Here is a 21,411-nt window from a genome sequence, read left to right as displayed (position 1 = left end):
ATCCAGCCCTTTAGCGAATTTTTGCGAGCGGGTGGGCGGCGAGGCCGTCGGCAACCCAGCCCCGCATGCCGGTCGGGCACTTGGCCAGAACGGCTTCGGCCTCGCTGCGTCGGGCAAAGGCGGCAAAGACGCAGGCCCCGGAACCGGTCATCATGGCCTGGGGGGCGTGGCCCTTGAGCCAGTCGAGATGGTCGGCGACGGCCGGGAAGCGGGTGCAGGCAACCGGCTCCAGGTCGTTGTGGCCCTGGCCGGGCTGCCAGTCGGTCGGGCTGATGGCCGGGGTGTCCCGCTTCAGATCGGCCGCGCCGAAAATGGCTGCGGTCGGCACGTGAACGTCGGGGTGCAGGATCAGGTAGCTGGCTGCGGGTAACGCGACATCGGTAAACGCCTCGCCAACGCCTTCGGCAAAGGTGTTGTGACCATGGACGAAAACCGGGACGTCGGCCCCAAGGCTGAGCCCGATCTTTTCCAGGGTGGGTCGGTCGAGGCCGGTTTGCCATAGGTGGTTCAGCGCGAGCAATACGGTCGCCGCGTCGGAGGAGCCGCCACCCAGTCCGCCGCCCATCGGCAGCTGCTTGTCGAGGTGGATGGTGACGCCCTGCCGGCAGCTGGAGGCTTCCTGCAGTTGCCGGGCGGCACGGACCGTCAGGTCGGTGTCGGCGGGGACGCCGGGGATCGGCGTGGCGAGAACGATTTGATCATCGCTGCGCGGCGCAAAGCGCAAGGTATCGGCCCGGTCGATGAAACGGAAAACGGTTTGCAGCAAATGATAGCCATCGGCGCGGCGACCCACGACGTGCAGGAAAAGATTCAGTTTGGCCGGGGCTGGCCAGGCGCTATCCCAGTTCCAGTCGGTCATTGCCCGTCCTTCCATGCTTCGATGCGCAGGCGCAATTCGATTTCGCCCGGGCGCGACAGGGTTAGGCGGGCGGGCAGCGCACCCGGGTGCTCATCTTCAAAGCTGTAATCGACTTGCCAGCCGTCTTCGATCAGACGGACCGGGCGGCCAAGGGGGTCGCGCGTGATCTGCGCCGCGCCACCCGAGCGGCCGAGCAACCAGGTCGGCAGCCGGCTGATCGGCAGGCGCTGGCCGGTGACGTCTTCAATCAGGGTGTCGGGGTCGCTTGATTCGCGTGTCCTGCCATCCGCCGTGCGCAGACGGGAAATTTCCGGCGTGGTCTCGATTTCGGCCAGGCCGTAGCCGAGTGGGCTGGCGAGCAGGACGCGGTCGCCAGTTTTCTGGTGCGTCCAAGTCAGGCGTCCACCTGAGTTTTGCGCGGCCTGGCCGGGCATTGAGACGCGCAGCGCAAAGCGTCCCTCGAGGACAAAATCGCCCAGGGTGTCGCGCTCGGCCATTGGCGCCGGCGGCAGGCTGGTGCAGGCAGTCAGCAGGCTGACCGCGAGGAGCAGGGCGAGGCGCAATATCAAGGCCGGAATTTCTTGACGGCGGCCCCCAGGACTTCATTGTCCGGATTGGCTTTGGCGGCTTCCTTGAGAAGGCGGCCGGCTTCATCCTTGCGGTTGAGTACCCAGAGGACTTCGCCCAGGTGGGCGGCGATTTCCGGGTCGGCCTTGATGCGGTAGGCCTGCTCCAGTGTCTTCAAGGCTTCGGCCAGTTTGCCCTGGCGGTAGAGAACCCAGCCCATGCTGTCCATGATGAAGGGGTCTTCCGGCATCAGGCTGAGCGCCCTGGCAATCAGGGCGTTGGCTTCCGGCAGGCGGATGTTGCGGTCGGCCCATGAATAACCGAGGGCGTTCAGGGCATGGGCGTGATCCGGCTTGAGGCTGAGCAGGTGCTTGAGGTGGCCTTCGAGGGCCGCCGGCTGACCGATGCGTTCTGCCGTCAGGGCGGCTTCGTAGAGCAGTTCCGGATTGTCTGGCTGGCGCTTGAGGGCGGCTTCGAGAACGCCGTAGGCGTCGGTGTGCCGGCCGGCTTCGCGCAGAATCTGCGACTCGGCAAGGACCAGTTGGGACTGTTCGGTGGCTGTGCCGCCGCGGGTGTTGTGAAGGAGGTCGACAGCCTCGTTGATCTTGCCCTGCTGGAGGAGGAGTTGGGCTAGTCGCGAACGAGCGGCGACATATTGTTCGCCGGCCGTAACCTGGCGGAAGTGTTCGGCGGCAGCGTCGGCCTTGTTCTGTTCCTGGTCGAGTTGGCCGAGGAAGAAGTGGATGCTGCTCTTGTCGGCGAAATCCGTGTAGAGCAGGTGTTCGAGCTGGCTGCGACCGGTGTTCAGGTCGCCCTGTTGCAGGGCCAGCATGGCGACCGGGTAGATGAGCTCGGGGCTGTCCGGGTTGTCTTTGATCAGGCGGTCGAAATGACGGCGGGCGTCGTCGTAGCGCTTTTCGCTGATGAACAGTCGGGCCAGGGCCATTCTGGCGTCGCGGGCGGTCGGGTTGGCGTTGACGAAACGGTCCAGGCTGTCGATTGCGGTCTGGATGGACAGCCGGGACTGCAATTGGGCCCGGGCCAGGGCGGCGCTTTCCCAGTCGGGGCGCAACTGCAGCGCCTTTTCGGTTTCGTTCAGGGCGCGCAGGTTATCGTTGGCATTGGCTGCGGCCTGGGCCATTGCAAAATGGGCCTCGGGCAACTTGTCATAAGGCGAGGCAACCCGGTCGACGAGGGACTGGACGGCTTTCTTGTCCTCGTGGCGGGACAGCATGCGGTTGAGATGCATGAGGTTGGTGCCGAGGTTGACCTTGTCCTGTTCGAGCAACTGGGTCAGTTGCGGAGCGAGTTCGTCGAGGCGTTTGGCGAGAATCAGCAGCGAGGACTGCGATTGCCGCGCCTGGGTTGAGTCAGGTTCAACCTCAAGCCACAGTCGGGAAAGCTCGAGGGCGCGATCGAACTGGCGGGCCTGGCCGGCCACCTCGGTAGCGCGGGCCAGCACTTTCGGGTCACGGGTGCGCTGGGCCAGATCGGTCCAGGCGTCGGAGCCGAGTTTGGCATCGCCGCGCTGCAGCGCGAATTCGCCAACCAGCGCTTGAAAGACCGTACGCGCCAGCAGATCCTCCGAGGCGGCTTGCGGGTTCGGGCGCTTGCTGGCCGGTTTGGCGGCAGCGTCGCCAGCGGCCAGGCCATAGCCGCCGTGGGTCAGTCCCAGGGCGAGGGTAAGGGCGGCAGCGATTCGCTTCAGTAGCATGGACGGCTTTCGATCAAGGATTGCGCAAGAATTGCTTTATTGGAACGCATGGAATCGGATAAGTTTGCGATGTTATTGGGGTTTGCCCGGAGGAACAAGCAATGCCGGAATTGCCGGAAGTAGAGGTGTGTCGTCGCGGCCTGGCGCCGGAACTGGAAGGTGTCTTGATCAAGGGGGTGGAAATCCGCGTCCCCAAACTGCGCCAGGAGATTCCGCGCCAGTTGATCGATCTGTTGCCCGGTTGCCGTATCGCCGCCATTCGCCGACGTGGCAAGTACCTGCTGATCGATTGCCGGCGGGATGATGTCGAGGGTAGTCTGATCGTCCATCTCGGGATGACGGGCAATCTGCGTTTTGTGCCGCACGGCCAGTTGCCGGCCCGGCATGATCATGTCGATCTGGTCCTGCCTGGCCAGATTCTGCGGTTTTCCGATCCGCGCCGCTTCGGTGTCGTGCTCTGGCAAGCCGGCCCGCCGGCAGCGGCCGGGCAGCATCCGCTGCTGGCAACACAGGGAATCGAGCCTTTGTCCGACGATTTCACCGTCGACTGGATGGTTTCGGCCATGGCCAAGCGCAGTGGGCCGATCAAGCCGACCCTGATGGATAGCCACCTGATTGTCGGCATCGGCAATATTTATGCCTCGGAAAGTCTTTACCGCGCAGGCATTTCGCCGCTGCGGGCGGCCAACCGGATCAGCCGGGCGCGCTATGGGCAACTCGTCGCCGCCATTCGCGCCACCCTGTCGGATGCCATTGCCGCTGGTGGCAGCAGCATCCGTGACTATGTGCATAGTGATGGCAGTGCTGGCTGGTTCCAGATCCAGGCTGGCGTCTACGGGCGGGCCGGGCAGCCATGCCGGCGTTGTGGCGGGGTCGTCCGGCAAATTCGGCAGGGCGGGCGAAGCACCTTCTACTGCGCTGGTTGCCAGCATTAATTGCTCTCTCCAAGCCCCTGTTTTTATGCTAAATTGGAATTTCCGATTGCATCCGGGAAGGACGCCTCATGTCGCTCGCCAACCAATTCGCTGCCTACACCACCTGGCGCTCGCGCCTGGCCTCCAATATTGCCGAGCTGCAGGGCTGGCTGGGCCAGAACGAGCTGTCGGATGCCCAGAGCGACCTACGCCTGACGCAACTCCTTGATCGCTTGCGTGAAGATCGCTTGAACGTGGCCTTCGTCGCCGAGTTTTCGCGCGGCAAATCGGAACTGATCAACGCCATTTTCTTTGCTGACTACGGCAACCGGATGCTGCCTTCGTCGGCCGGCCGCACAACCATGTGCCCGACCGAACTGCTGTTCGACAGCAACAAGGCACCGTGCATCGAGCTACTGCCCATCCAGACGCGGGCCTCCAGTTCCAGCGTCACGGAATACAAGCGTTTTGCCGACGAGTGGACGAAAGTGTCGCTCGATACCGAATCGCCGGAAGCGATGCAGGACGCCCTGCGCCATGTCAGCGAAACGACCCGGGTCAGCCCCGAGGAAGCCGGCCGCCTGGGCTTCCAGGTCGGCGAGGGGCAGATTGACCTCTATGTCGTCGGCGAGGACGGGCTGGTTGAGGTGCCGCGCTGGCGCCACGCCATGATCAATTTCCCCCATCCGTTGCTCAAACAGGGGCTGGTCATCCTTGATACACCGGGCCTCAATGCCATCGGTGCCGAGCCGGAACTGACCCTTTCGCTGTTGCCCAATGCCCATGCTGTGCTCTTCATTCTGGCGGCCGATACCGGCGTCACGCAATCCGATCTGGCGATCTGGCGCGAGCATATCTGCGGTGGTGGCATGGCCAAGCGTGGCCGGATGGTTGTCCTCAACAAGATCGATGGCCAGTGGGACGAGTTGAAGTCCATCGAGGAAATCGATGCAGAAATCCAGCGTCAGGCCGATACCAGCGCCGCCATTCTCGACTTGCCGGTCAGCCAGGTTTTCCCTGTATCGGCGCAGAAGGGTCTGGTTGCCAAGATTAACGGCGATGCCGCCCTGCTCGAACGGAGTCGTTTGCCTCTGCTGGAAGCGGCGCTTTCGGAAGAATTGATTCCGGCCAAGCGCGACATCGTCTGTGAAAGTACCGAAGGCGAGTTCGGCGATGTCAGCCGCCGCGTGCGCGGTCTGCTTGACGCACGTCTGCTCGGCCTGCGCGAACAATTGACCGAACTCACTGAACTACGCGGCAAGAATAAGGGCGTCGTCGAATACATGATGGGCAAAGTGCGGGCCGAAAAGGACGAATTCGAGTCCGGCCTGCAACGCTATTACGCTGTGCGCAGCGTCTTTTCGACGCTGACCAACAAGCTCTTCGGCCATCTTGGCCTCGACGTCCTGCGTCAGCTGACGCAGGAAACCCGCGACGTGATGCTTGAAGCGGCGTTTTCGAAAACCTTGTCGCATGCCATGGCCGATTTTTTTGCCGGGTCGCGCAATGCCCTCGCCAAGTCGAATGGCGAAATCAGCGAAATTCTCGCCATGATGGAAGCGGTCTACAAGAAGTTCGCCATTGAGCACGGTCTCAAGCTGGGCTCGCCGACACCCTTCTCGCTGCTGCGTTACGAGAAGGAACTGGATCGCTTGCAGGCATGGTGTGACGATCACCTCAACACGATGGTCAGCCTGCTCACCCACGACAAGAAGAACATCACGCATAAATTCTTCGAGGAAGTGGCGACCCAGGTGCGGCGCGCCTTCGAGCATGCCAATCGCGATGCCGAGGTGTGGCTGCGCGCCATCATGGCACCGATGGAAACCCAGGTCCGCGAACACCAGATCCAGCTCAAGCGCCGTCTGGAAAGCATCAAGCGTATCCATCAGGCAACCGACACGCTGGAAGACCGGATTACCGAACTCGACGGCGTCGAAAAGAACCTGCTCGAGCAAATCGAGGCGCTGGAAGAAATTGTCGGCCGTGTCCAGGATATGCTGGTGCCGGGCGAGGCGTGCGAGTTGCAGGCGGCGTGAAGCGCGCTCTCCGGCGATAAGGGAAGATGCCGGCCAACAAAAAACCCGCGAAGCTCGCGGGTTTTTTTGTTGGCCTTGCAGAAATGTCAGGCGCGCTTGTTGCCGGTCAGCTTTTCATACTTGACCCACAGCATGTCTTCGCTCTCGACATTGCCGGCATCCTTGGGGATGCAGTCAACCGGACAGACCTGGACGCACTGCGGTTCATCGTAGTGGCCGACGCACTCCGTGCACTTGTTCGGGTCGATGACGTAAATTTCCTCGCCCTGGGAGATGGCCTCGTTCGGGCACTCCGGTTCGCACACGTCGCAATTGATGCACTCGTCGGTAATAATCAGAGACATAGCTGTTGTTCCTCTCTCGGTTAAGCTGTGGTTTTCGCCCGCAGGCGCTTTTCGACACAAGGTTGCACAAATTTGCTGACATCACCGCCCAGGCGCGCAATTTCACGCACCATGGTAGCGGAGATGAACATGTACTGCTCGCCCGGCGTCAGAAACACGGTTTCGACCTCGGGGTAGACGCTGCGGTTCATTCCCGCCATCTGGAATTCGTATTCGAAGTCGGAGACGGCGCGCAGGCCGCGGACGACTACCTTGGCATTCTTTTCATGGACGAAGTCCATGAGCAGTGAATTGAAGCCGACGATTTCGACATTCTTCAGGTCGCCGAGGATTTCAGTGGCCATGGCGACGCGATCGACGAGCGGGAAGCGGGGCTGCTTGGACGGGCTTTCGGCAATGGCCAGGATCAGCTTGTCGAAGAGCGTCGAGGCGCGCCGGACGAGGTCTTCATGGCCCCGGGTGATGGGGTCGAAGGTGCCGGGGTAGATCGCTACGCGATGATTGAGTTTGCTCAAGCTGTTTTCCCGCCTGTGTCTCGCCGCAACAAGTGATAGTGGACTTCGCCCGCCCGGCCATGACGCACGGTGCGCCAATCGCCAAGCGATTCGATCGGTTGTTCTGCTTCGACATAAATCGCTGCATCTTCATTCAGTACGCCGGGAAGGAGTGGCTCCAGGCGGGCAATCCAGCCTTTCTTGAAGGGCGGATCGAGGAAGATCAGGTCAAATTTTGCGTTCGTCGAGGCCAAATATTGTAGCGCATCCGCGCGAATGATCGTCATCGCTGCTGGTTTTTGCAACATTTCGTGGTTTTCGCGCAACGCCGCCAGGACTTTTGGCGCTTGCTCGACCAGCACGACGCGGGCCGCACCGCGTGATGCCGCCTCAAAGCCGAGGGCGCCGCTGCCGGCGAAGAGGTCGAGGCAGTGCCAGCCATCGAGTTCCTGGCCGAGCCAGTTGAACAGCGTCTCGCGCACCCGGTCTGGCGTCGGGCGGAGTCCTTCGCTGTCGGGGAATTTGAGGACGCGGCGGCGATAGTCGCCGCCGATGATGCGCACCGAATTCAAGGCTCAGTCCGCCGCCACCGTGACGGTGATGATGTTTTCCGGGCGGATGCGGCGGGCGAAGGCCTGCCGGATGTCGTCGGCGGTGACCGCTTGCACCCGCGCCTGGTACTGGTCGAGGTAATCGAAGGGCAGGCCGTAGAAGCCGATATTGGCAACGTTTTCAAGAATCTTCTTGTTGCTGTCCAGGCGCAGCGGGAAGCTGCCGGTCAGGTTGGCCTTGGCGGCGGCCAGTTCATCTTCGCTCGGACCGTTCTTGAGGAAACCGGTGAGGATCTCGCGCGTTAGCTTGAGCGCATCCTTGGCCTGCGAGCGCTTGGTCTGCAGGCCGATCTGGAAGGGGCCGGTCTGCTTGAGCGGAGCAAAGTAGCTATAGATGCTGTAGGCGTAGCCGCGCTGGTCGCGGACTTCCTTCATCAGGCGCGAGACAAAGCCGCCACCGCCCAGCGTGTAGTTGCCGACGAGCAGGGGGAAGAAGTCAGGATTGCCCCGCTCGATGGCGGGCAGGCCGATGTAGATGTGGGCCTGGCTGGCCGGGTGGGGCAGTTGGGTGATCGACCATTTCGGCTTTTCCGGCGCATCGGGGAGGGTTGCCGCCTCGCCCTTGGGCAGGCCGGCGGCGATGGCTTCGGCAATCTGCTCGGCCTCGGCCCGGGAAAGGTCGCCAACCAGCGTGATGCTGGCGTTGGCGGCATTGTAGTAACGGGCGTGGAAGGCGGCCAGATCATCACGGCTAAGCGCGGCAACGGTCTCCGGTGTGGCCTGCCGGCCATAGGGGTGCTTCGGGTACATGGCGGCCCAGAAGGCCTTGCCGGCGATGCTGTCGGGGCGGGTCATCGCTTCTTTCAGGCCGGCGATGGTGCGCGCCTTTTCGCGTTCAAAAATGGCGGTGTCGAAAAGCGGGGCGTGCAGCACGCTTTTAAGGATGGTCAGGGCCGGTTCGCGCTTGTCTTTGGCCGACAGGGTACGCAGGGAGATATTGGCCCGGTCGGTGTCGGCACCGCCAGCCAGGCTGGCCCCGATGTCGGCCATCTGTTCGGCGATGGCCGTTTCATCGAACTTGCCGGTGCCGAGGTCGAGCGCACCACGGGTCAGCGCAGCGAGGCCGGATTTTCCTTCCGGGTCGAACATTGAGCCGGCGGCAAAATCAACCTGTACATCGAGCATCGGCAAGACCCGGCTTTCGACAAACTGGACGCGGGCGCCGGACGGCGAAACCCAGTGCTGGATGTTGACGCTGGCCAGTGATGTTTGCGCGATGAGCAGGGCGAAGGTGGCGGTGAGCAGTTTTTTCATGCAAAAAACTCCGTTAGGCGGGGTTGCCAGACGAGCAGCAGGGCGAGGCTGGCGAGCAGCGCGGTGGCGGCAAGGCCCCAGGCCTGATGTTGGGCGCGGCGGCGCAGCATTTCGATCTGCGCGACCAGTTGGGCGTTTTGTTCGCTGAGTGCCTGGATCAGTTCGCCAGAGGCGAGAATCTGTGTGCGTAATTTTCGCTGGGCGGCTTCCAGGCCGGTCAGTCGGCTGGCGTGATCGGCATCCGGCGGAATCAAGGCTTCGGCCTCGGCGATGCTTCCCTCGCCATTTTTGCGACCCAGTCCCTGCCAGAGCTTCCTCGCGCCGTCGGCGATGACCGGTGCCTTGCCCAGCACATCGCGCCACGGCACGTTGGTGAGGATGGTTTTCCACGGTAAGGGCATGTGCTGGCGGCCTTAGTGTCGGGTGGCAACGGCCGGACGGCGTGGCTTGCCGTCGAGCGGTTGCGGGTCGAGGACGCCAATGGTCAGCGCATCGTCGTTGAAATACTTTTTGGCCACGGCCTGAATCTCGGCTGCCGTCACTTTCTGGAGCTTGTCGAGCATGTGGTCGAGTTTTTGGTAGGGCAGGCCGGCCGATTCGATCTGGCCGATTTCCATGGCTTGGCCGAACATCGAGTCGAGCTTGTAGACCTGGCCGGCGATCAGTTGCGCCTTGGCTCGCTTGAGTTCCTGCTCGCTGACGCCCTCCTTCTGGACGCGGGCAATTTCGGCCCGGAGGGCGGCCTCGAGGTCGCTGACCGTTCGGCCTTCGGACGGTGTGCCATGCAGGTAGAGCATGCCGGGGCCGCGTGCCGTGCTGTCGTAATCGATGCCGGCCGACAGCGCCACCTTGTCCTCGCGGACCAGTTTCTTGTTGAAGCGGGCGGCGTCATGGCCATCGAGGATGGCGGCGAGCATTTCCAGAGTGTAGGGATCGCTGTCCTTGTCGATATCGCGCAGGATGGGTGCCTTGTAGCCCATGATCAGCACCGGCAGTTCGGCCGGGGCCTTGACGGTAAGCCGGCGGCTACCTTCCTGGGCCGGTTCGATCTGTTGCCGGCGCTGTGGCAGGGCGCGGCCTTCCAGTTGACCATAGTGTTTTTCGGCCAGGGCGAAGACGTCCTTGTGGTCCACGTCGCCGGTGATGATCACATAAGCGTTGTTGGGCACGTACCAGGTGTTGTACCAAGCTTTGGCATCGGCCGCCGTCATCGTTTCGAGATCGTTCATCCAGCCGATGATCGGCCGGCGATAGGGGTGGGCCTGGAAGGCGACGGCGTTCATCTGCTCGAACAGCTTGGCTTGCGGATTGTCGTCGGTGCGCATGCGGCGCTCTTCCATGACGACCTTGATCTCCTGCGCAAACTCCTTGGCGTCCACGTTGAGGTGGCGCATGCGGTCGGCTTCAAGCTGCATCATGTCGGGCAGTTTTTCCTTGGGCACCTGCTGGAAATAGGCGGTGTAGTCACGGCTGGTAAAGGCATTGTCGCGCCCGCCGGCGGCGGCAACGCGCTTGTTGAATTCGCCGGGGCCGACGCTCGGCGTGCCCTTGAACATCATGTGTTCAAGCACGTGGGCGACACCAGAGGCGCCATCGACCTCATCGGTGCTGCCGATGCGGTACCAGACCATCTGGACCGCCGTTGGTGCCCGGTGGTCTTCCTTGACGATGATGCGCAGGCCGTTCTTGAGCGTTGTTTCGTAGGGGTTGGCGAAAGCTGCGGTAGATAGCCCGGCAGCGAGCAAAACGGAGAGCAGGGATTTGAGGCGCATGGGGGTACTGGGCTTTCTGCTAGAATTCGGGGCTGATTTTGCATCGAACCGGACGGCATCTTAACGGCTTGCCGCCCGCCTGTCAGCAAGGCTTGAGACCACCATCCCCATGTTCAGTTTCCTGAAAAAATCCGGCACCGACACCAAAGCCGATCACAAGGCCGACGTCACGGCTGAAGCGGCTGCTCCCTCATGGCGCGAACGCCTCTTCAAGGGCCTGGCCAAGACCCGCGCCCAGTGGGGCGGCAAGCTCAAGACCATTTTCTCGCGCGGCAAGGTCGACGACGAACTGCTCGAAGAACTGGAGACCCTCCTGCTGACGAGCGATTGCGGCATCGAGGCGACGACCCACCTGCTCGACGAACTGAAAAAGGCCGCCAAGCGCGACAAGCTGGAAACGCCGGAGGCCATCCAGAAGGCACTTCACGACGCCCTGCTCGAAACCCTTCAGCCGCTCGAAAAGCCCCTCGATGTGTCGACCCACAAGCCTTTCGTGATCATGATTGCCGGGGTTAACGGTGCCGGCAAGACGACGTCGATCGGCAAGCTAGCCAAGTATTTCCAGAGCCAGGGCAAGAGCGTCCTGCTCGCAGCCGGCGACACTTTCCGGGCCGCTGCACGCGAACAACTGGAAACCTGGGGCGAACGCAACAATGTCACAGTGATTGCTCAGGACAAGGGTGATCCGGCTGCTGTCGTCTTCGACGCCATTTCTGCCGCCAAGGCGCGTGGCATCGACATCGTGCTGGCCGACACGGCCGGCCGTCTGCCGACGCAATTGCACCTCATGGAAGAAATCGCCAAGGTTCGCCGCGTCATCCAGAAAATCGAGCCGGAAGGCCCGCACGAAACCCTCCTCGTCCTCGATGCCAACATCGGCCAGAACGCGCTCCAGCAGGTCAAGGCTTTCGACAAGGCAATCAACGTTACCGGACTGGTCCTGACCAAGCTCGACGGTACGGCCAAGGGCGGCGTCGTCACGGCGATTGCCCGGCAATGCCCGAAGCCGATCCGTTTCATCGGTGTCGGCGAACAGATCGACGACCTGCGGCCGTTTTCCGCCCGCGACTTCGTGGATGCAATGTTCGAGCAATGATCGAGGCGAGCAATCTGACCAAGCGCTATCCCGGCGGTTTTGAGGCCGTCAAGGATGCGAGTTTCTCGATCAAGGCCGGTCAGATGGTGCTCATCGCCGGTCATTCCGGGGCCGGCAAAACAACGCTGGTGAAGCTCATTTCGACCATCGAGCGACCGACCTCGGGTAGTCTGGTGGTCAATGGTCAAAATCTTTCCGCCCTTGGGCGTAGCGCCATTCCGCATGTGCGCCGGCACTTTGGCATGGTCTTCCAGGATCAGAAGCTGCTGTTCGACCGCAATGCACTGGAGAACGTGTTGCTCCCCCTGCATATCGCCGGGATGCCGCGCCGTGAGGCGCTGCGGCGGGCGCAGGCGGCGCTCGACAAGGTTGGTCTGCTGGCCCGTGAGAAAGCCAATCCGATCGCCCTGTCCGGTGGCGAACAGCAACGTCTGGCGATAGCCCGGGCCGTGGTCAACCGGCCGACCATCCTGATCGCCGACGAGCCGACCGGCAATCTTGATGTCGAATCCGGTATGGCCATTCTCGATATCTTTGCCGAGTTTCACCGCGTCGGGGTGACGGTTGTCGTCGCCACCCATGACCAGAGCTGGATCGAGCGTTACCACCCCAATGTGCTGCGCCTGGACCACGGGAGAGTAAGCGCATGAATACCTGGCTGATCCAGCACCGGTCGGCCCTGGCGGCCGCTTTTCGCCGCCTCTGGGCGACCCCGCTCAACACCCTGCTGTCGCTCCTGGTCATCGGCATTGCGCTGACCTTGCCGGCTTTTGGCTACGTGGCCCTCGATAATCTGCGCGATCTTGGCCGTAATGTGTCCGGTGTCCAGCAGATCAGCCTGTTCATGAACCTCGAGGCCAGCAAGAAGGAAGTCGGCGAAATTGAAAGCCGGCTGCGTCTGGCGGCCAACGGCAAATGGCGTTTCGTGCCGAAAGAGGAGGCCCTGAAGCGTATGCAGTCGAGTGAAGGGATGGCCGAGATCGTCGCCAGCCTGCCGCGTAATCCGCTACCTGATGCCTTTGTCGTCGAACCGGCCAATACCGAGCCGGAAGCGCTGGAAGTTCTGCGCAAGGAAATCGCCGGCTGGCCGAAGGTGGCCCATGTCCAGCTCGATTCAGCCTGGGTCAAGCGCTTCGACGCCTTCCTGCGTCTTGGCAAGCTGGCCCTTTGGATGCTGGCCGGGCTGTTCGGGGCCGGGCTGGTGGCGGTGACCTTCAATACCATCCGTCTGCAGGTCATGGCCCAGTCAGCCGAGATTGAAGTGGCGCGCATGATCGGCGCGACGGATGCCTTCATCCGCCGGCCGTTCTACTATTTTGGCGCCTTGCAGGGGGCGTTCGGCGGCCTGCTCGCCGGGGGGCTTGTCCTTGCGGCGCTGCGCCTGCTGGCCGGCCCGGTTGGTGAGCTGGCTGCCCTGTATGGCGGCAACTTCAGCCTGCGTCCGCCCGGCATTGTTGAAACGGCAGGCCTGGCTGCGCTTGGCGCTTTCCTCGGTTGGCTGGGGGCGCAGTTGTCGGTCAGCCTGTCGCTGCGGAAGCTTGATTAGTCCCAGGCACGGTATCGATTCTGGCGACGCCGAGGCGGGGTTCAGTCGGCGCGATTTTCTTTGCACGGTGGGGGCGGCCGCCCTCGCCGGTTGTGCTCCGGCCGGAAGGCCAGCCTTGCCGCCGGGTGAATTGCTCGGGTTCAATCAGGCACTCGGCCATCGGCTGCGCGACAGTAATTTCCCCGCTCCTGGCGAGGTACGCAAGACCGGTGTGCTGATCGTCGGGGGCGGCATTTCCGGACTGTCGGCGGCATGGAGCCTGGCCAAATCGGGATTCGACGATTTTCTCGTAGTCGACATGGAAACCGAAGCTGGCGGCAATTCGCGGGCCGGACAGTCGTCGCTTGTCGCCTATCCCTGGGGCGCACACTACCTGCCGCTGCCCAGTCGCGAATCGGTGCATGTGCGCGAACTTCTGGCGGAACTCGGCGTCCTGCAGGGTGATCCGCATGCGCCACAGCCCACCTATGACGAGCGTTATCTGTGCGCCACGCCGCAGGAGCGGATATATCGCAACAGCCTGTGGGACGAGGGCCTGCTGCCGCAACGGGGACTCGATGCCGAGGAGCGGGCACAGCAGCGTCGTTTTCACGAAAGAATAGATGTACTCAAGCAGGCCCGCGGCCGTGACGGGCGTCGCCTGTTCGCCATCCCGATGGCGCTGTCCAGTCGTGACCGGGAATGGCTGGCCCTCGACCGGATTTCCTTTGCCCAATGGCTGCGCGACAACGGCTTTACGGCGCCGACGCTAAGCTGGCTGGCCAACTATGCCTGCCGTGACGATTACGGAACAGCCAGCGATCAGGTCTCGGCCTGGGCCGGATTGCATTACTTCGCCTGCCGCAACGGCGAGGCGGCCAATGCGTCCAGCGATACCGTACTCACCGCCCCTGAGGGTAATGCCTGGCTGGTGCGTGGCCTGGCCAAAAGAGCGGGCAGTCGTGTGCTGACGGGGGCGCTGGCGTGGCATGTCGAGGAGCAAAAGTCGTCGGTGATGGTTGATGTGCTGGTCGGAGAAAAAACCGTCCGCTATCAAGCCAGTCAGCTGATCTGGGCGGCCCCGGCATTTGTCCTGCCACGGGTCTGGCCGGGCATCCCCGGTGATTTGCGAAGCGCAGCACTGGCCGGCGACTACGCCCCATGGCTGACCGCCAATCTGCACCTTTCCGCCTGGCCGGAAGAACGGTATGGTGCGCCGCCGGCCTGGGACAACGTGTTCTATGACAGTCCGGGGCTGGGCTACGTCACGGCAACCCATCAGCTGATCCGGCGTCGCCCGGCCGGCACGGTGTTTACCTATTATCGTTCGCTGCATGATGTTGCACCGGCCGAGGGGCGCCGGCTACTTATGGAAACGCCACGCGAAGCCTGGGCAGAAGGGATTCTGGCTGAGTTGGAGCGGGTTCATCCCGATATCCGGCGGCTGACGACGCGCCTCGACATCTTCCGCAACGGCCATGCCATGCGCCGACCCGTGCCGGGCAGTCTGTTTTCCGGTCAGCGGGAAATCATGGCCAGCTTTCAAAGTCCGCGCATCACTCTGGCCCATGCCGATCTCTCAGGCTTTTCGTTATTCGAGGAGGCGCAGTATCGGGGCGTACTGGCGGCCGAGCGGGTGTTCGGGAAAGTCGCCCGGCGCTAAGTTGCCAGATGGCGCAGCAGCTGCATTTTCAGGTCATCCGGGTCGACCGGCTTGACGATGAAGTCGTTCATTCCGGCAGCAAGGCAGCGTTCGCGATCTTCGGCAAAGGCGTTGGCCGTCATGGCGATGATCGGCAGCAGGGCATATTGCGGGTCGGCGCGAATTTGGCGGGTGGCTTCCAGACCATCCATTTCCGGCATCTGCATGTCCATCAGGATCAGGTCGTAGCTGCGCTTCTTGAGCATGTCGAGGGCCTGCCGGCCATTTTCGGCGGTGTCGGCCGTGGTGCCGAACTCTTGGATCAGTTCCAGGGCGATCTCGCGGTTGATCGGTTCGTCCTCGACGATCAGCAGGTGGCGCCCGGCCAGGGAATCCTGGACGGCCTGAGGCGGCATGCCGGCGTAGCTCGAGGTGACGAGGGCATTGAATTCGCTGCCTGGCTTCAGGCGGGCGGTGAACCAGAACCGGCTGCCGCTGCCTAGGCGGCTGCTGACCCCGACCTGGCCGCCCATCAATTCGGCGAGGCGGCGGGTGATGGCCAGACCAAGGCCGGTACCGCCAAATTTGCGGGTGGTTGACGCGTCAGCCTGTTCGAATATCCCGAAGAGCCGGGGAATGGAGTCTTCGGCTATGCCCACCCCGGTGTCTTCGACCTCGAAGCGGAGCAGGGTTTCGTTGGCATTTTCCGAGATATTGCCCGCCCGGATGGTGATGCTGCCCTGTTCGGTAAATTTGATCGCGTTGGCGGTGTAGTTGATCAGACATTGGGTGATACGGGTCGGGTCGCCGAGCATTGTCCGCGTGAATTCGGCTGATTCAGTCTGCAAGGTCAGTCCCTTCTCGCGGGCACGTTCGCCAAGGACGGAGACGACCCGCTTGAGGATGCTGTTCACGTCGACTGTGGCCTCGTCGAGTTGCAGTTTGCCGGCTTCAATCTTCGAGATGTCGAGAATGTCGTTGATGACGGCAAGGAGGTGCTGCGATGACGCATCGATCTTGTCGAGCCGGTCGACCTGGAGCTGCGTTGGATTGTCGCGACGGATCAGGTGAACCATGCCGAGTACGGCATTGAGGGGGGTCCGAATTTCGTGGCTCATGTTGGCCAGGAAGGCGCTCTTCGAGCGGCTGGCCATCTCGGCTGCCTGACGGGCAATCTCGAGTTGTTCGGTGCGCTGTCGGACTTCAATTTCCAGATTCTGGCGGTGTTTCTCGAGTTCCTTGGCGGTGCGCTGGATTTCGCTGATGTCCGAGAAGGAGACGACAACGCCGCTGACCAGCCCATCGCGGCGGGTTGGCGTGATCGTCAGGTTGACCGGGAAAAGCTCGCCGTTCTTGCGCCAGAAAGCGTCTTGCGTCCGGCGCGTGATGCCATCGCCGGCTGTTTTGCGGACCGGGCATTCGGTCGGCGCGTAGGGGGTGCCATCAACATGATGGTGGTGGAAGAGGTTATGGAGATTGCGACCGAGTACTTCACGTTCGGTGAAGCCGAGCATGGCCAGTCCGGCCGGATTGATGAAGGTGCAGATGCCATCGGCGTCAGTGCCGAAAACCCCTTCGCCGAGGGTTTCCAGAATCATGCGCTGGCGTGCCTCGCTTTCGCGCAGTGCATGTTCGGCGCTGACCAGGTCTTTCAGGTCGACGTTGAAGCCAAAGATCATCGGGCCGCGGTCAGGGGTGTCGACGACCGTGTGGCTCGAGTACACCTCGACCGGGTGGCCGTCCTTGTGGCGCAGGGTGAGACGCCCGGCCGGAATGCCGGCCTTGTTGGCGAACATCCACTGCATGGCGTCGCGCAGCCGTTCCTGCAATGGGGTCGGGACGATCAGTTCAAGCAGTGACCTATTCAAGGCTTCGCTGGGCGGGTAGCCATACAGCGTCTGCGAGGCGTGGTTCCAGTAGGCGACGGTGCCATCGGCCAGATAGCCTTGAATGGCCAGGGCATCGACGTTCTCGAAAATGGCCCGGAAGCGGGCTTCGGTAGCAGCCAGATCGGACATCGCCAGCGCCGTCCGGGCGCGTTCTGCCTTGAGTTGCCGATTCGATCTGAACAGGGTGACGACAAAGAGCATCAAGCCACTGGCCAGGGCGATGCCAACCAGACCGATCACCCAGCCGAACTGGTTGATGATGTCCTTGATGGTGACCCTGGGGGGCGCATCGAAGGGGGGCAGGCGAAGCTGTTGCAATAATTCCCCGACCGGGCGGTAGTCGCCGGGAATGTTGAAACCGTGGATGCCGGCTGCCCGGGCAACGTCGCCGCCGTGCGGCAGGGTCAGGATGTCGGCAGCGACCTTGCGGGCAAGGTCTTCGTCGACCCATGGCATCGCCGCCACAGGCCATTCCGGATAGAGGCGTGTCGAGTGCATCTGGGGAAAGCCATCGTCACGGGGGGTGATGATGCGCAACTGCCGGATATCGAGCTTGTGCTCCTTGATCATGGCTTCGAGAATGCCCGTTCGAACAAAGGCAACATCGACCTTGCCGGCCAGCAACTGCTCGACAGCCAGGTCCTGAGGTTGCCCGGTCTCGATGACGGTGGCGTCGCTGGTCAGATCGATGCCGCGCATCAGCAGTTCATAGGCCTGGGCCTGGTAGCTGCCCAGTGATGACTTGGTGCTGGTGGCGATCCGCCTTCCGACAAGGTCGGTAAGATTCTGGATGTCTTTCTGCTCGCTGCGCACTGCGATGACCCCGCCGAGTGCAGCAAGGGGCTTGCCGTCCTGGATTTCAACCAGCGAGGCGAGAGGGGAGAGCAAGCCCTCGCGCTGGGTCAGCGTAATGTAGTGGGCCGGTTGGGTGAGTGCGAAGTCGACCTGCTTGTTGCGGATTGCTGATTCCAGTTCCGGGTAGGTCAGTATGGCGAGTTCGAGCGGCCGGTTCGGGTTGGTCTTGTTGAGGTAGTCGATCAGGGGGCGCCAGCGGGCTTCGCTTTCGGGTTTCGGGCGAATCGCCAGGACGGCAAATTTCGCTATCCTTTTGGTGCTGCCACCAAGCACGGCAGGGGAGGGAGCGATGGTCGATGCCAGCGTCGTATCGGACGTTGTTGCCGGGGCATCCTGGCTGGCACAGGCAGAGGACAGTCCGAACAGCAGGCACAGGGTCGCCACGGCCTTGCCGAGCCAATGGCTGACTGAGTCCTCGCTATATGGGCCCACACAAACTCCACTCGAATTTATTACTTCATTTTGTTTCCGAATAATATTAGCAGGTTGTTATATTTTTGGTGTTTTTTTGCAGATGGCATGATCGCCCGGCGCCGGCTTCAGTAGAGCAGGAAGGGGCGGATTTTTTCCCGCCAGGCGACTTCGTCTGCTTGTGTCAGGCAGTCCAGATCGCTGGCCAGTGCAGCGGGATCATCAACCCACTGGCGAAGCAGTGGCGAGCCGTTGATAAGGTCGATGGCCAGGCGGTCGTGTTCATATTCATAGGCGAAATCACGCCACAGCGGATATTCCGGATAAAGACGGCGGATTGCCTTGAAGGCGAGGGCCTGGATACGCCAGGGCTGGAAGGCGGCGTGGTCGTAGTACGGCCCTTCGCAATGAATCTGGAGGCCATGATTGAGCTGACCGGCATGCTTGTGGAAAGTCGGTTCGAACCAGCATTCTCGCAGCTTGCAGCCAGCCAGCCAGGGCGGGGCAAAGTGGCGCATCTCGGCGAGTACGGCACGGGCATCGATGTCCGGTGCGCCGAACAGTTCAAGCGGCCGGGTCGTGCCCCGACCCTCGGAAAGTGTTGTCCCTTCAAGCATCACCGTACCGGCGTAGGCGCGGGCCATCGACAGGTTGGGCGCATTCGGGCTGGGATTGATCCAGGTGCGTTCGCCCAGCGGCCACCCGTAGCCGGGTGCGGCGTCGGGCTGCCAGCCCTGCAGAGTGATTACCTGGTAATCGACGTCGAGTTTGAGCGTGGCAATGAACCAGTGGCCCAGTTCGCCCATGGTCAGGCCGTGCCGCATTGGCATGGCGCCAGCACCGACGAAGCTCTCCCATCCGGCGCGCAGGGTCAGGCCTTCGATCGGTCGGCCGGCCGGGTTGGGGCGGTCGAGTACCCAGACGCTCTTGCCGTGCCGGGCGGCGGCTTCGAGCACATAGCGCAGCGTGGTGATGAAGGTGTAGATGCGGCAGCCGAGATCCTGAAGATCGACGAGCAGCACATCGAAGGTCGCCATCATGGCATCGGTTGGCCGGCGCACTTCGCCGTACAGGCTGAAGACCGGGATGCCGAGTTGCGGATCGAGAAAATCAGGCGACTCGACCATGTTGTCCTGCTTGTCGCCGCGCAGGCCGTGCTGCGGGCCAAAGGCAGTGCTTAGCGTGAGGTCGGGGAGCGCCGCCAGTGCATCCAGCGAGTGGGTCAGGTCGGCTGTCACCGAGGCCGGGTGGGCGAGCAGGGCCAGGCGTTTGCCGGCCAGCGGTCGGCGCAGGGTGGGGGCGGCAAGCAGGCGGTCGATGCCAAACTGGATGGTGTGTGTCATGGGGCGGGTCGGTTCAGGGCCAGGGTAAAGCTCTGGCGGAGATGGAAGTCGGGTTGGGCGGCGCAGTGGGTCAGCGCCCAGTAGCTCTTGCTGCCATCAGCAGCTTCGATGATTGCCGTAAGGCCAAGGTCTGGGCGCTCGTCAACGGGCAGCAAGGTAGCCGGGATCGTTGCCTGCAGCGCAAAACCATCCGGCAGCAGGGAAAAGGCGAGGTGCGGCTGGGCAGCTGGGGCATAGACCTCATCCCGCTTCCGGTAGTCGGTGAAACGGTAGCTGGCCCACTGGCCGGAGGGTGAAAAGTTGAATTCCCGATAAGCGGTGCCAGCTTCTGCCACGAAGGCTTCGCAGCAGGTGTGCTGCCACAGGCCGTCGGCCGGGCCGGGTGGCTTTTGCGCAGGTGTTCGGATAAGTTCCGGGCGGCCAAAGAGGCGGTAGTACAGGATCAATCCGCCATCAGCCAGGTGCGTCGCGGTCACTTCAAGGCGGTCGGGGCCGGAGCAGGGAGCGCCAGGGTGTCTGAGCAGGGGCGAGATGGTCGGGACGGACACGGCAGGGGCAAGGGAGAATTTTGGGCAGACGGTACTTTAACTGCTTGTTTCGGCTGCTGTCGCGGTTGACTCGAAATAAGGGCCAAAATCGATCTGTGCCCTTGGTCGCGTAGTCCTTTTGGAGTAACTTACCGGCTTTCAGAAAAACACTTTCCGGGAGAGAAAAGTGACGCCACTGCGGATCAATCTAGAACAAGAAGATATTCCGACCCACTGGTACAACGTCGTTGCCGACATGGTGAACCCGCCTGCCCCGCCGCTCGGGCCGGATGGCAACCCGGTGCCGCCGGAAGCGATGGGGGCGATTTTCCCCGGGCCGATTCTTGAACAGGAAATGTCGGCTGAACGCTGGATCGCCATTCCTGAAGAAGTCCGCCAGATTTACGCTCTGTGGCGTCCGGCCCCGCTCTGTCGTGCCCTGCGCCTGGAGCAGGCGCTCGGTACGCCGGCCAAGATTTTCTACAAGTACGAAGGTGTCTCGCCGGCCGGTTCGCACAAACCCAACTCTGCCGTGCCGCAGGCCTATTTCAACAAGATTGCCGGTACCAAGAAGCTGACCACCGAAACGGGCGCCGGCCAGTGGGGCTCGTCGATTGCCTTCGCCGGCCAGATGTTCGGCCTGCCTGTCCGTGTCTTCATGGTCAAGGTCAGCTATGAGCAGAAGCCGTTTCGTCGCTCAATGATGCAGACTTGGGGTGCCGACGTCTTCGCCAGCCCGACCAACCTGACCAATGCCGGGCGCGCCGCCCTGGCCGCCGATCCGCACAATCAGGGGTCGCTCGGTCTGGCCATCTCGGAAGCTGTTGAAGAGGCCGCTGCCGAACCCGGCACCTGCTACACCCTCGGTTCGGTCCTCAATCATGTGCTGCTGCACCAGTCGGTGATCGGTCTTGAGGCCAAGAAGCAGTTCGACAAGATCGGGCTCTATCCCGATGTGATCTTTGGCCCTTGCGGTGGTGGTTCAAGCTTCGGCGGCATCGCCTTCCCCTTCCTGGCCGACAAGGCCGCCGGGGACAAGCGGGCGACCAATCTGCGCTGCGTTGCCGTTGAGCCGACCTCCTGTCCGACGCTGACCAAGGGCCACTACGCCTACGACTACGGCGATGTCTCGGGGTACACGCCGATCATGAAGATGTACACCCTCGGCCACGATTTCATGCCGCCCGGTATCCATGCCGGCGGCCTGCGCTATCACGGCGATTCGCCGCTGGTTTCCCAGTTGCTGCACGAGGGGCAGATCGAGGCCCTGGCCGTGCCACAGGTGGCGACCTTTGACGCCGGTGTCCAGTTCGCCCGGGCGGAAGGCATCATCCCGGCCCCGGAGTCCTGTCATGCTATCCGCGCCGCCATCGATGAAGCACTCAAGTGCAAGATTACCGGCGAGCCGAAGACCATCCTGTTCAGTCTGACTGGCCACGGACACTTCGATATGGCCTCCTACGACAAGTTTTTCTCCGGGCAGCTGGAAGACTACGACTACCCGGAAGCTGCCATTACCGAATCGCTCAAGCACTTGCCCAAAGTAGGCTGATGC

At 62.4% G+C, this 21,411-nt stretch carries 19 protein-coding genes; 7 read left to right on the top strand and 12 right to left on the bottom strand.

Annotated features, from left to right (window positions below):
* Positions 1–10: 10 nt before the first annotated feature.
* From ispE to HYN24_RS13735, 3 genes are read right to left on the bottom strand one after another with little or no spacing between them, the layout of a single operon-like run.
* A complete protein-coding gene (gene ispE / locus HYN24_RS13745) occupies positions 11–859 on the bottom strand; it encodes a 4-(cytidine 5'-diphospho)-2-C-methyl-D-erythritol kinase (RefSeq protein ID WP_205421396.1) in 849 nt (282 codons plus the stop codon).
* Positions 856–1,428, bottom strand: coding sequence for a lipoprotein insertase outer membrane protein LolB (gene lolB / locus HYN24_RS13740; protein ID WP_162888744.1), 573 nt, complete (start codon positions 1,426–1,428; stop codon positions 856–858). The genes ispE and lolB overlap by 4 nt, the downstream gene beginning before the upstream one ends.
* Positions 1,425–3,140 (bottom strand): tetratricopeptide repeat protein, encoded by a 1,716-nt coding sequence (locus HYN24_RS13735; protein WP_117609776.1) that lies wholly within the window; start codon positions 3,138–3,140, stop codon positions 1,425–1,427. Before HYN24_RS13735 ends, lolB begins: the two co-directional genes overlap by 4 nt.
* A gap of 101 nt (positions 3,141–3,241) precedes the next feature.
* Here HYN24_RS13735 and mutM point away from each other — a divergent pair, with 101 nt between their 5' ends.
* On the top strand, positions 3,242–4,075 hold the full coding sequence (mutM, locus tag HYN24_RS13730; RefSeq protein ID WP_117609775.1) for a bifunctional DNA-formamidopyrimidine glycosylase/DNA-(apurinic or apyrimidinic site) lyase: 834 nt from the start codon (positions 3,242–3,244) through the stop codon (positions 4,073–4,075).
* A gap of 68 nt (positions 4,076–4,143) precedes the next feature.
* On the top strand, positions 4,144–6,093 hold the full coding sequence (locus HYN24_RS13725) for a dynamin family protein (protein ID WP_117609774.1): 1,950 nt from the start codon (positions 4,144–4,146) through the stop codon (positions 6,091–6,093).
* Between the two features lie 86 nt (positions 6,094–6,179).
* Here HYN24_RS13725 and HYN24_RS13720 read toward each other — a convergent pair whose 3' ends face one another.
* The 6 genes from HYN24_RS13720 to HYN24_RS13695 are packed head-to-tail and all read right to left on the bottom strand — an operon-like array spanning position 6,180 to position 10,568.
* Complete coding sequence (locus HYN24_RS13720) at positions 6,180–6,437, bottom strand: YfhL family 4Fe-4S dicluster ferredoxin (RefSeq protein WP_117609773.1); 258 nt, start codon at positions 6,435–6,437, stop codon at positions 6,180–6,182.
* A 20-nt stretch (positions 6,438–6,457) separates the two neighbouring features.
* On the bottom strand, positions 6,458–6,952 hold the full coding sequence (gene coaD, locus HYN24_RS13715; RefSeq protein WP_117609772.1) for a pantetheine-phosphate adenylyltransferase: 495 nt from the start codon (positions 6,950–6,952) through the stop codon (positions 6,458–6,460).
* Positions 6,949–7,503: a 16S rRNA (guanine(966)-N(2))-methyltransferase RsmD gene (gene rsmD, locus HYN24_RS13710; RefSeq protein WP_117609771.1), complete on the bottom strand. Its 555-nt coding sequence runs from the start codon at positions 7,501–7,503 to the stop codon at positions 6,949–6,951. The genes coaD and rsmD overlap by 4 nt, the downstream gene beginning before the upstream one ends.
* A 3-nt stretch (positions 7,504–7,506) precedes the next feature.
* A complete protein-coding gene (locus HYN24_RS13705) occupies positions 7,507–8,796 on the bottom strand; it encodes a pitrilysin family protein (RefSeq protein WP_117609770.1) in 1,290 nt (429 codons plus the stop codon).
* Positions 8,793–9,197, bottom strand: coding sequence for a hypothetical protein (locus tag HYN24_RS13700; RefSeq protein WP_117609769.1), 405 nt, complete (start codon positions 9,195–9,197; stop codon positions 8,793–8,795). Before HYN24_RS13700 ends, HYN24_RS13705 begins: the two co-directional genes overlap by 4 nt.
* 12 nt (positions 9,198–9,209) lie before the next feature.
* Positions 9,210–10,568, bottom strand: a complete 1,359-nt coding sequence (locus HYN24_RS13695) for a pitrilysin family protein (RefSeq protein WP_117609768.1) — start codon at positions 10,566–10,568, stop codon at positions 9,210–9,212.
* A 109-nt stretch (positions 10,569–10,677) separates the two neighbouring features.
* Here HYN24_RS13695 and ftsY point away from each other — a divergent pair, with 109 nt between their 5' ends.
* The 4 genes from ftsY to HYN24_RS13675 are packed head-to-tail and all read left to right on the top strand — an operon-like array spanning position 10,678 to position 14,852.
* Positions 10,678–11,664, top strand: coding sequence for a signal recognition particle-docking protein FtsY (gene ftsY, locus HYN24_RS13690; RefSeq protein WP_117609767.1), 987 nt, complete (start codon positions 10,678–10,680; stop codon positions 11,662–11,664).
* A complete protein-coding gene (locus tag HYN24_RS13685) occupies positions 11,661–12,314 on the top strand; it encodes a cell division ATP-binding protein FtsE (RefSeq protein ID WP_117609766.1) in 654 nt (217 codons plus the stop codon). The genes ftsY and HYN24_RS13685 overlap by 4 nt, the downstream gene beginning before the upstream one ends.
* Positions 12,311–13,210 (top strand): permease-like cell division protein FtsX, encoded by a 900-nt coding sequence (ftsX, locus tag HYN24_RS13680; RefSeq protein ID WP_117609765.1) that lies wholly within the window; start codon positions 12,311–12,313, stop codon positions 13,208–13,210. The genes HYN24_RS13685 and ftsX overlap by 4 nt, the downstream gene beginning before the upstream one ends.
* A complete protein-coding gene (locus HYN24_RS13675) occupies positions 13,203–14,852 on the top strand; it encodes an FAD-dependent oxidoreductase (RefSeq protein WP_240327681.1) in 1,650 nt (549 codons plus the stop codon). Before ftsX ends, HYN24_RS13675 begins: the two co-directional genes overlap by 8 nt.
* On the opposite strand, the gene HYN24_RS13670 is transcribed toward HYN24_RS13675, so the two are convergent.
* The 3 genes from HYN24_RS13670 to HYN24_RS13660 form a co-directional block, all read right to left on the bottom strand.
* Complete coding sequence (locus tag HYN24_RS13670; RefSeq protein ID WP_117609764.1) at positions 14,849–18,007, bottom strand: PhnD/SsuA/transferrin family substrate-binding protein; 3,159 nt, start codon at positions 18,005–18,007, stop codon at positions 14,849–14,851. The two genes, HYN24_RS13675 and HYN24_RS13670, sit on opposite strands and share 4 nt — an antisense overlap.
* A gap of 107 nt (positions 18,008–18,114) precedes the next feature.
* Positions 18,115–19,329 (bottom strand): exo-beta-N-acetylmuramidase NamZ domain-containing protein, encoded by a 1,215-nt coding sequence (locus HYN24_RS13665; protein ID WP_117609763.1) that lies wholly within the window; start codon positions 19,327–19,329, stop codon positions 18,115–18,117.
* A complete protein-coding gene (locus HYN24_RS13660; protein WP_117609762.1) occupies positions 19,326–19,877 on the bottom strand; it encodes a DOMON-like domain-containing protein in 552 nt (183 codons plus the stop codon). Before HYN24_RS13660 ends, HYN24_RS13665 begins: the two co-directional genes overlap by 4 nt.
* A gap of 166 nt (positions 19,878–20,043) precedes the next feature.
* Here HYN24_RS13660 and HYN24_RS13655 point away from each other — a divergent pair, with 166 nt between their 5' ends.
* Positions 20,044–21,408 (top strand): TrpB-like pyridoxal phosphate-dependent enzyme, encoded by a 1,365-nt coding sequence (locus HYN24_RS13655; RefSeq protein WP_117609761.1) that lies wholly within the window; start codon positions 20,044–20,046, stop codon positions 21,406–21,408.
* Positions 21,409–21,411 lie beyond the last annotated feature (3 nt).

Origin of the sequence: Dechloromonas sp. HYN0024 (assembly GCF_003441615.1) — a bacterium.
Taxonomy (GTDB): domain Bacteria; phylum Pseudomonadota; class Gammaproteobacteria; order Burkholderiales; family Rhodocyclaceae; genus Azonexus.
The sequence above is the reverse complement of the archived record's forward strand: the minus strand, read 5'-3'. Positions and strand labels throughout refer to the sequence as shown.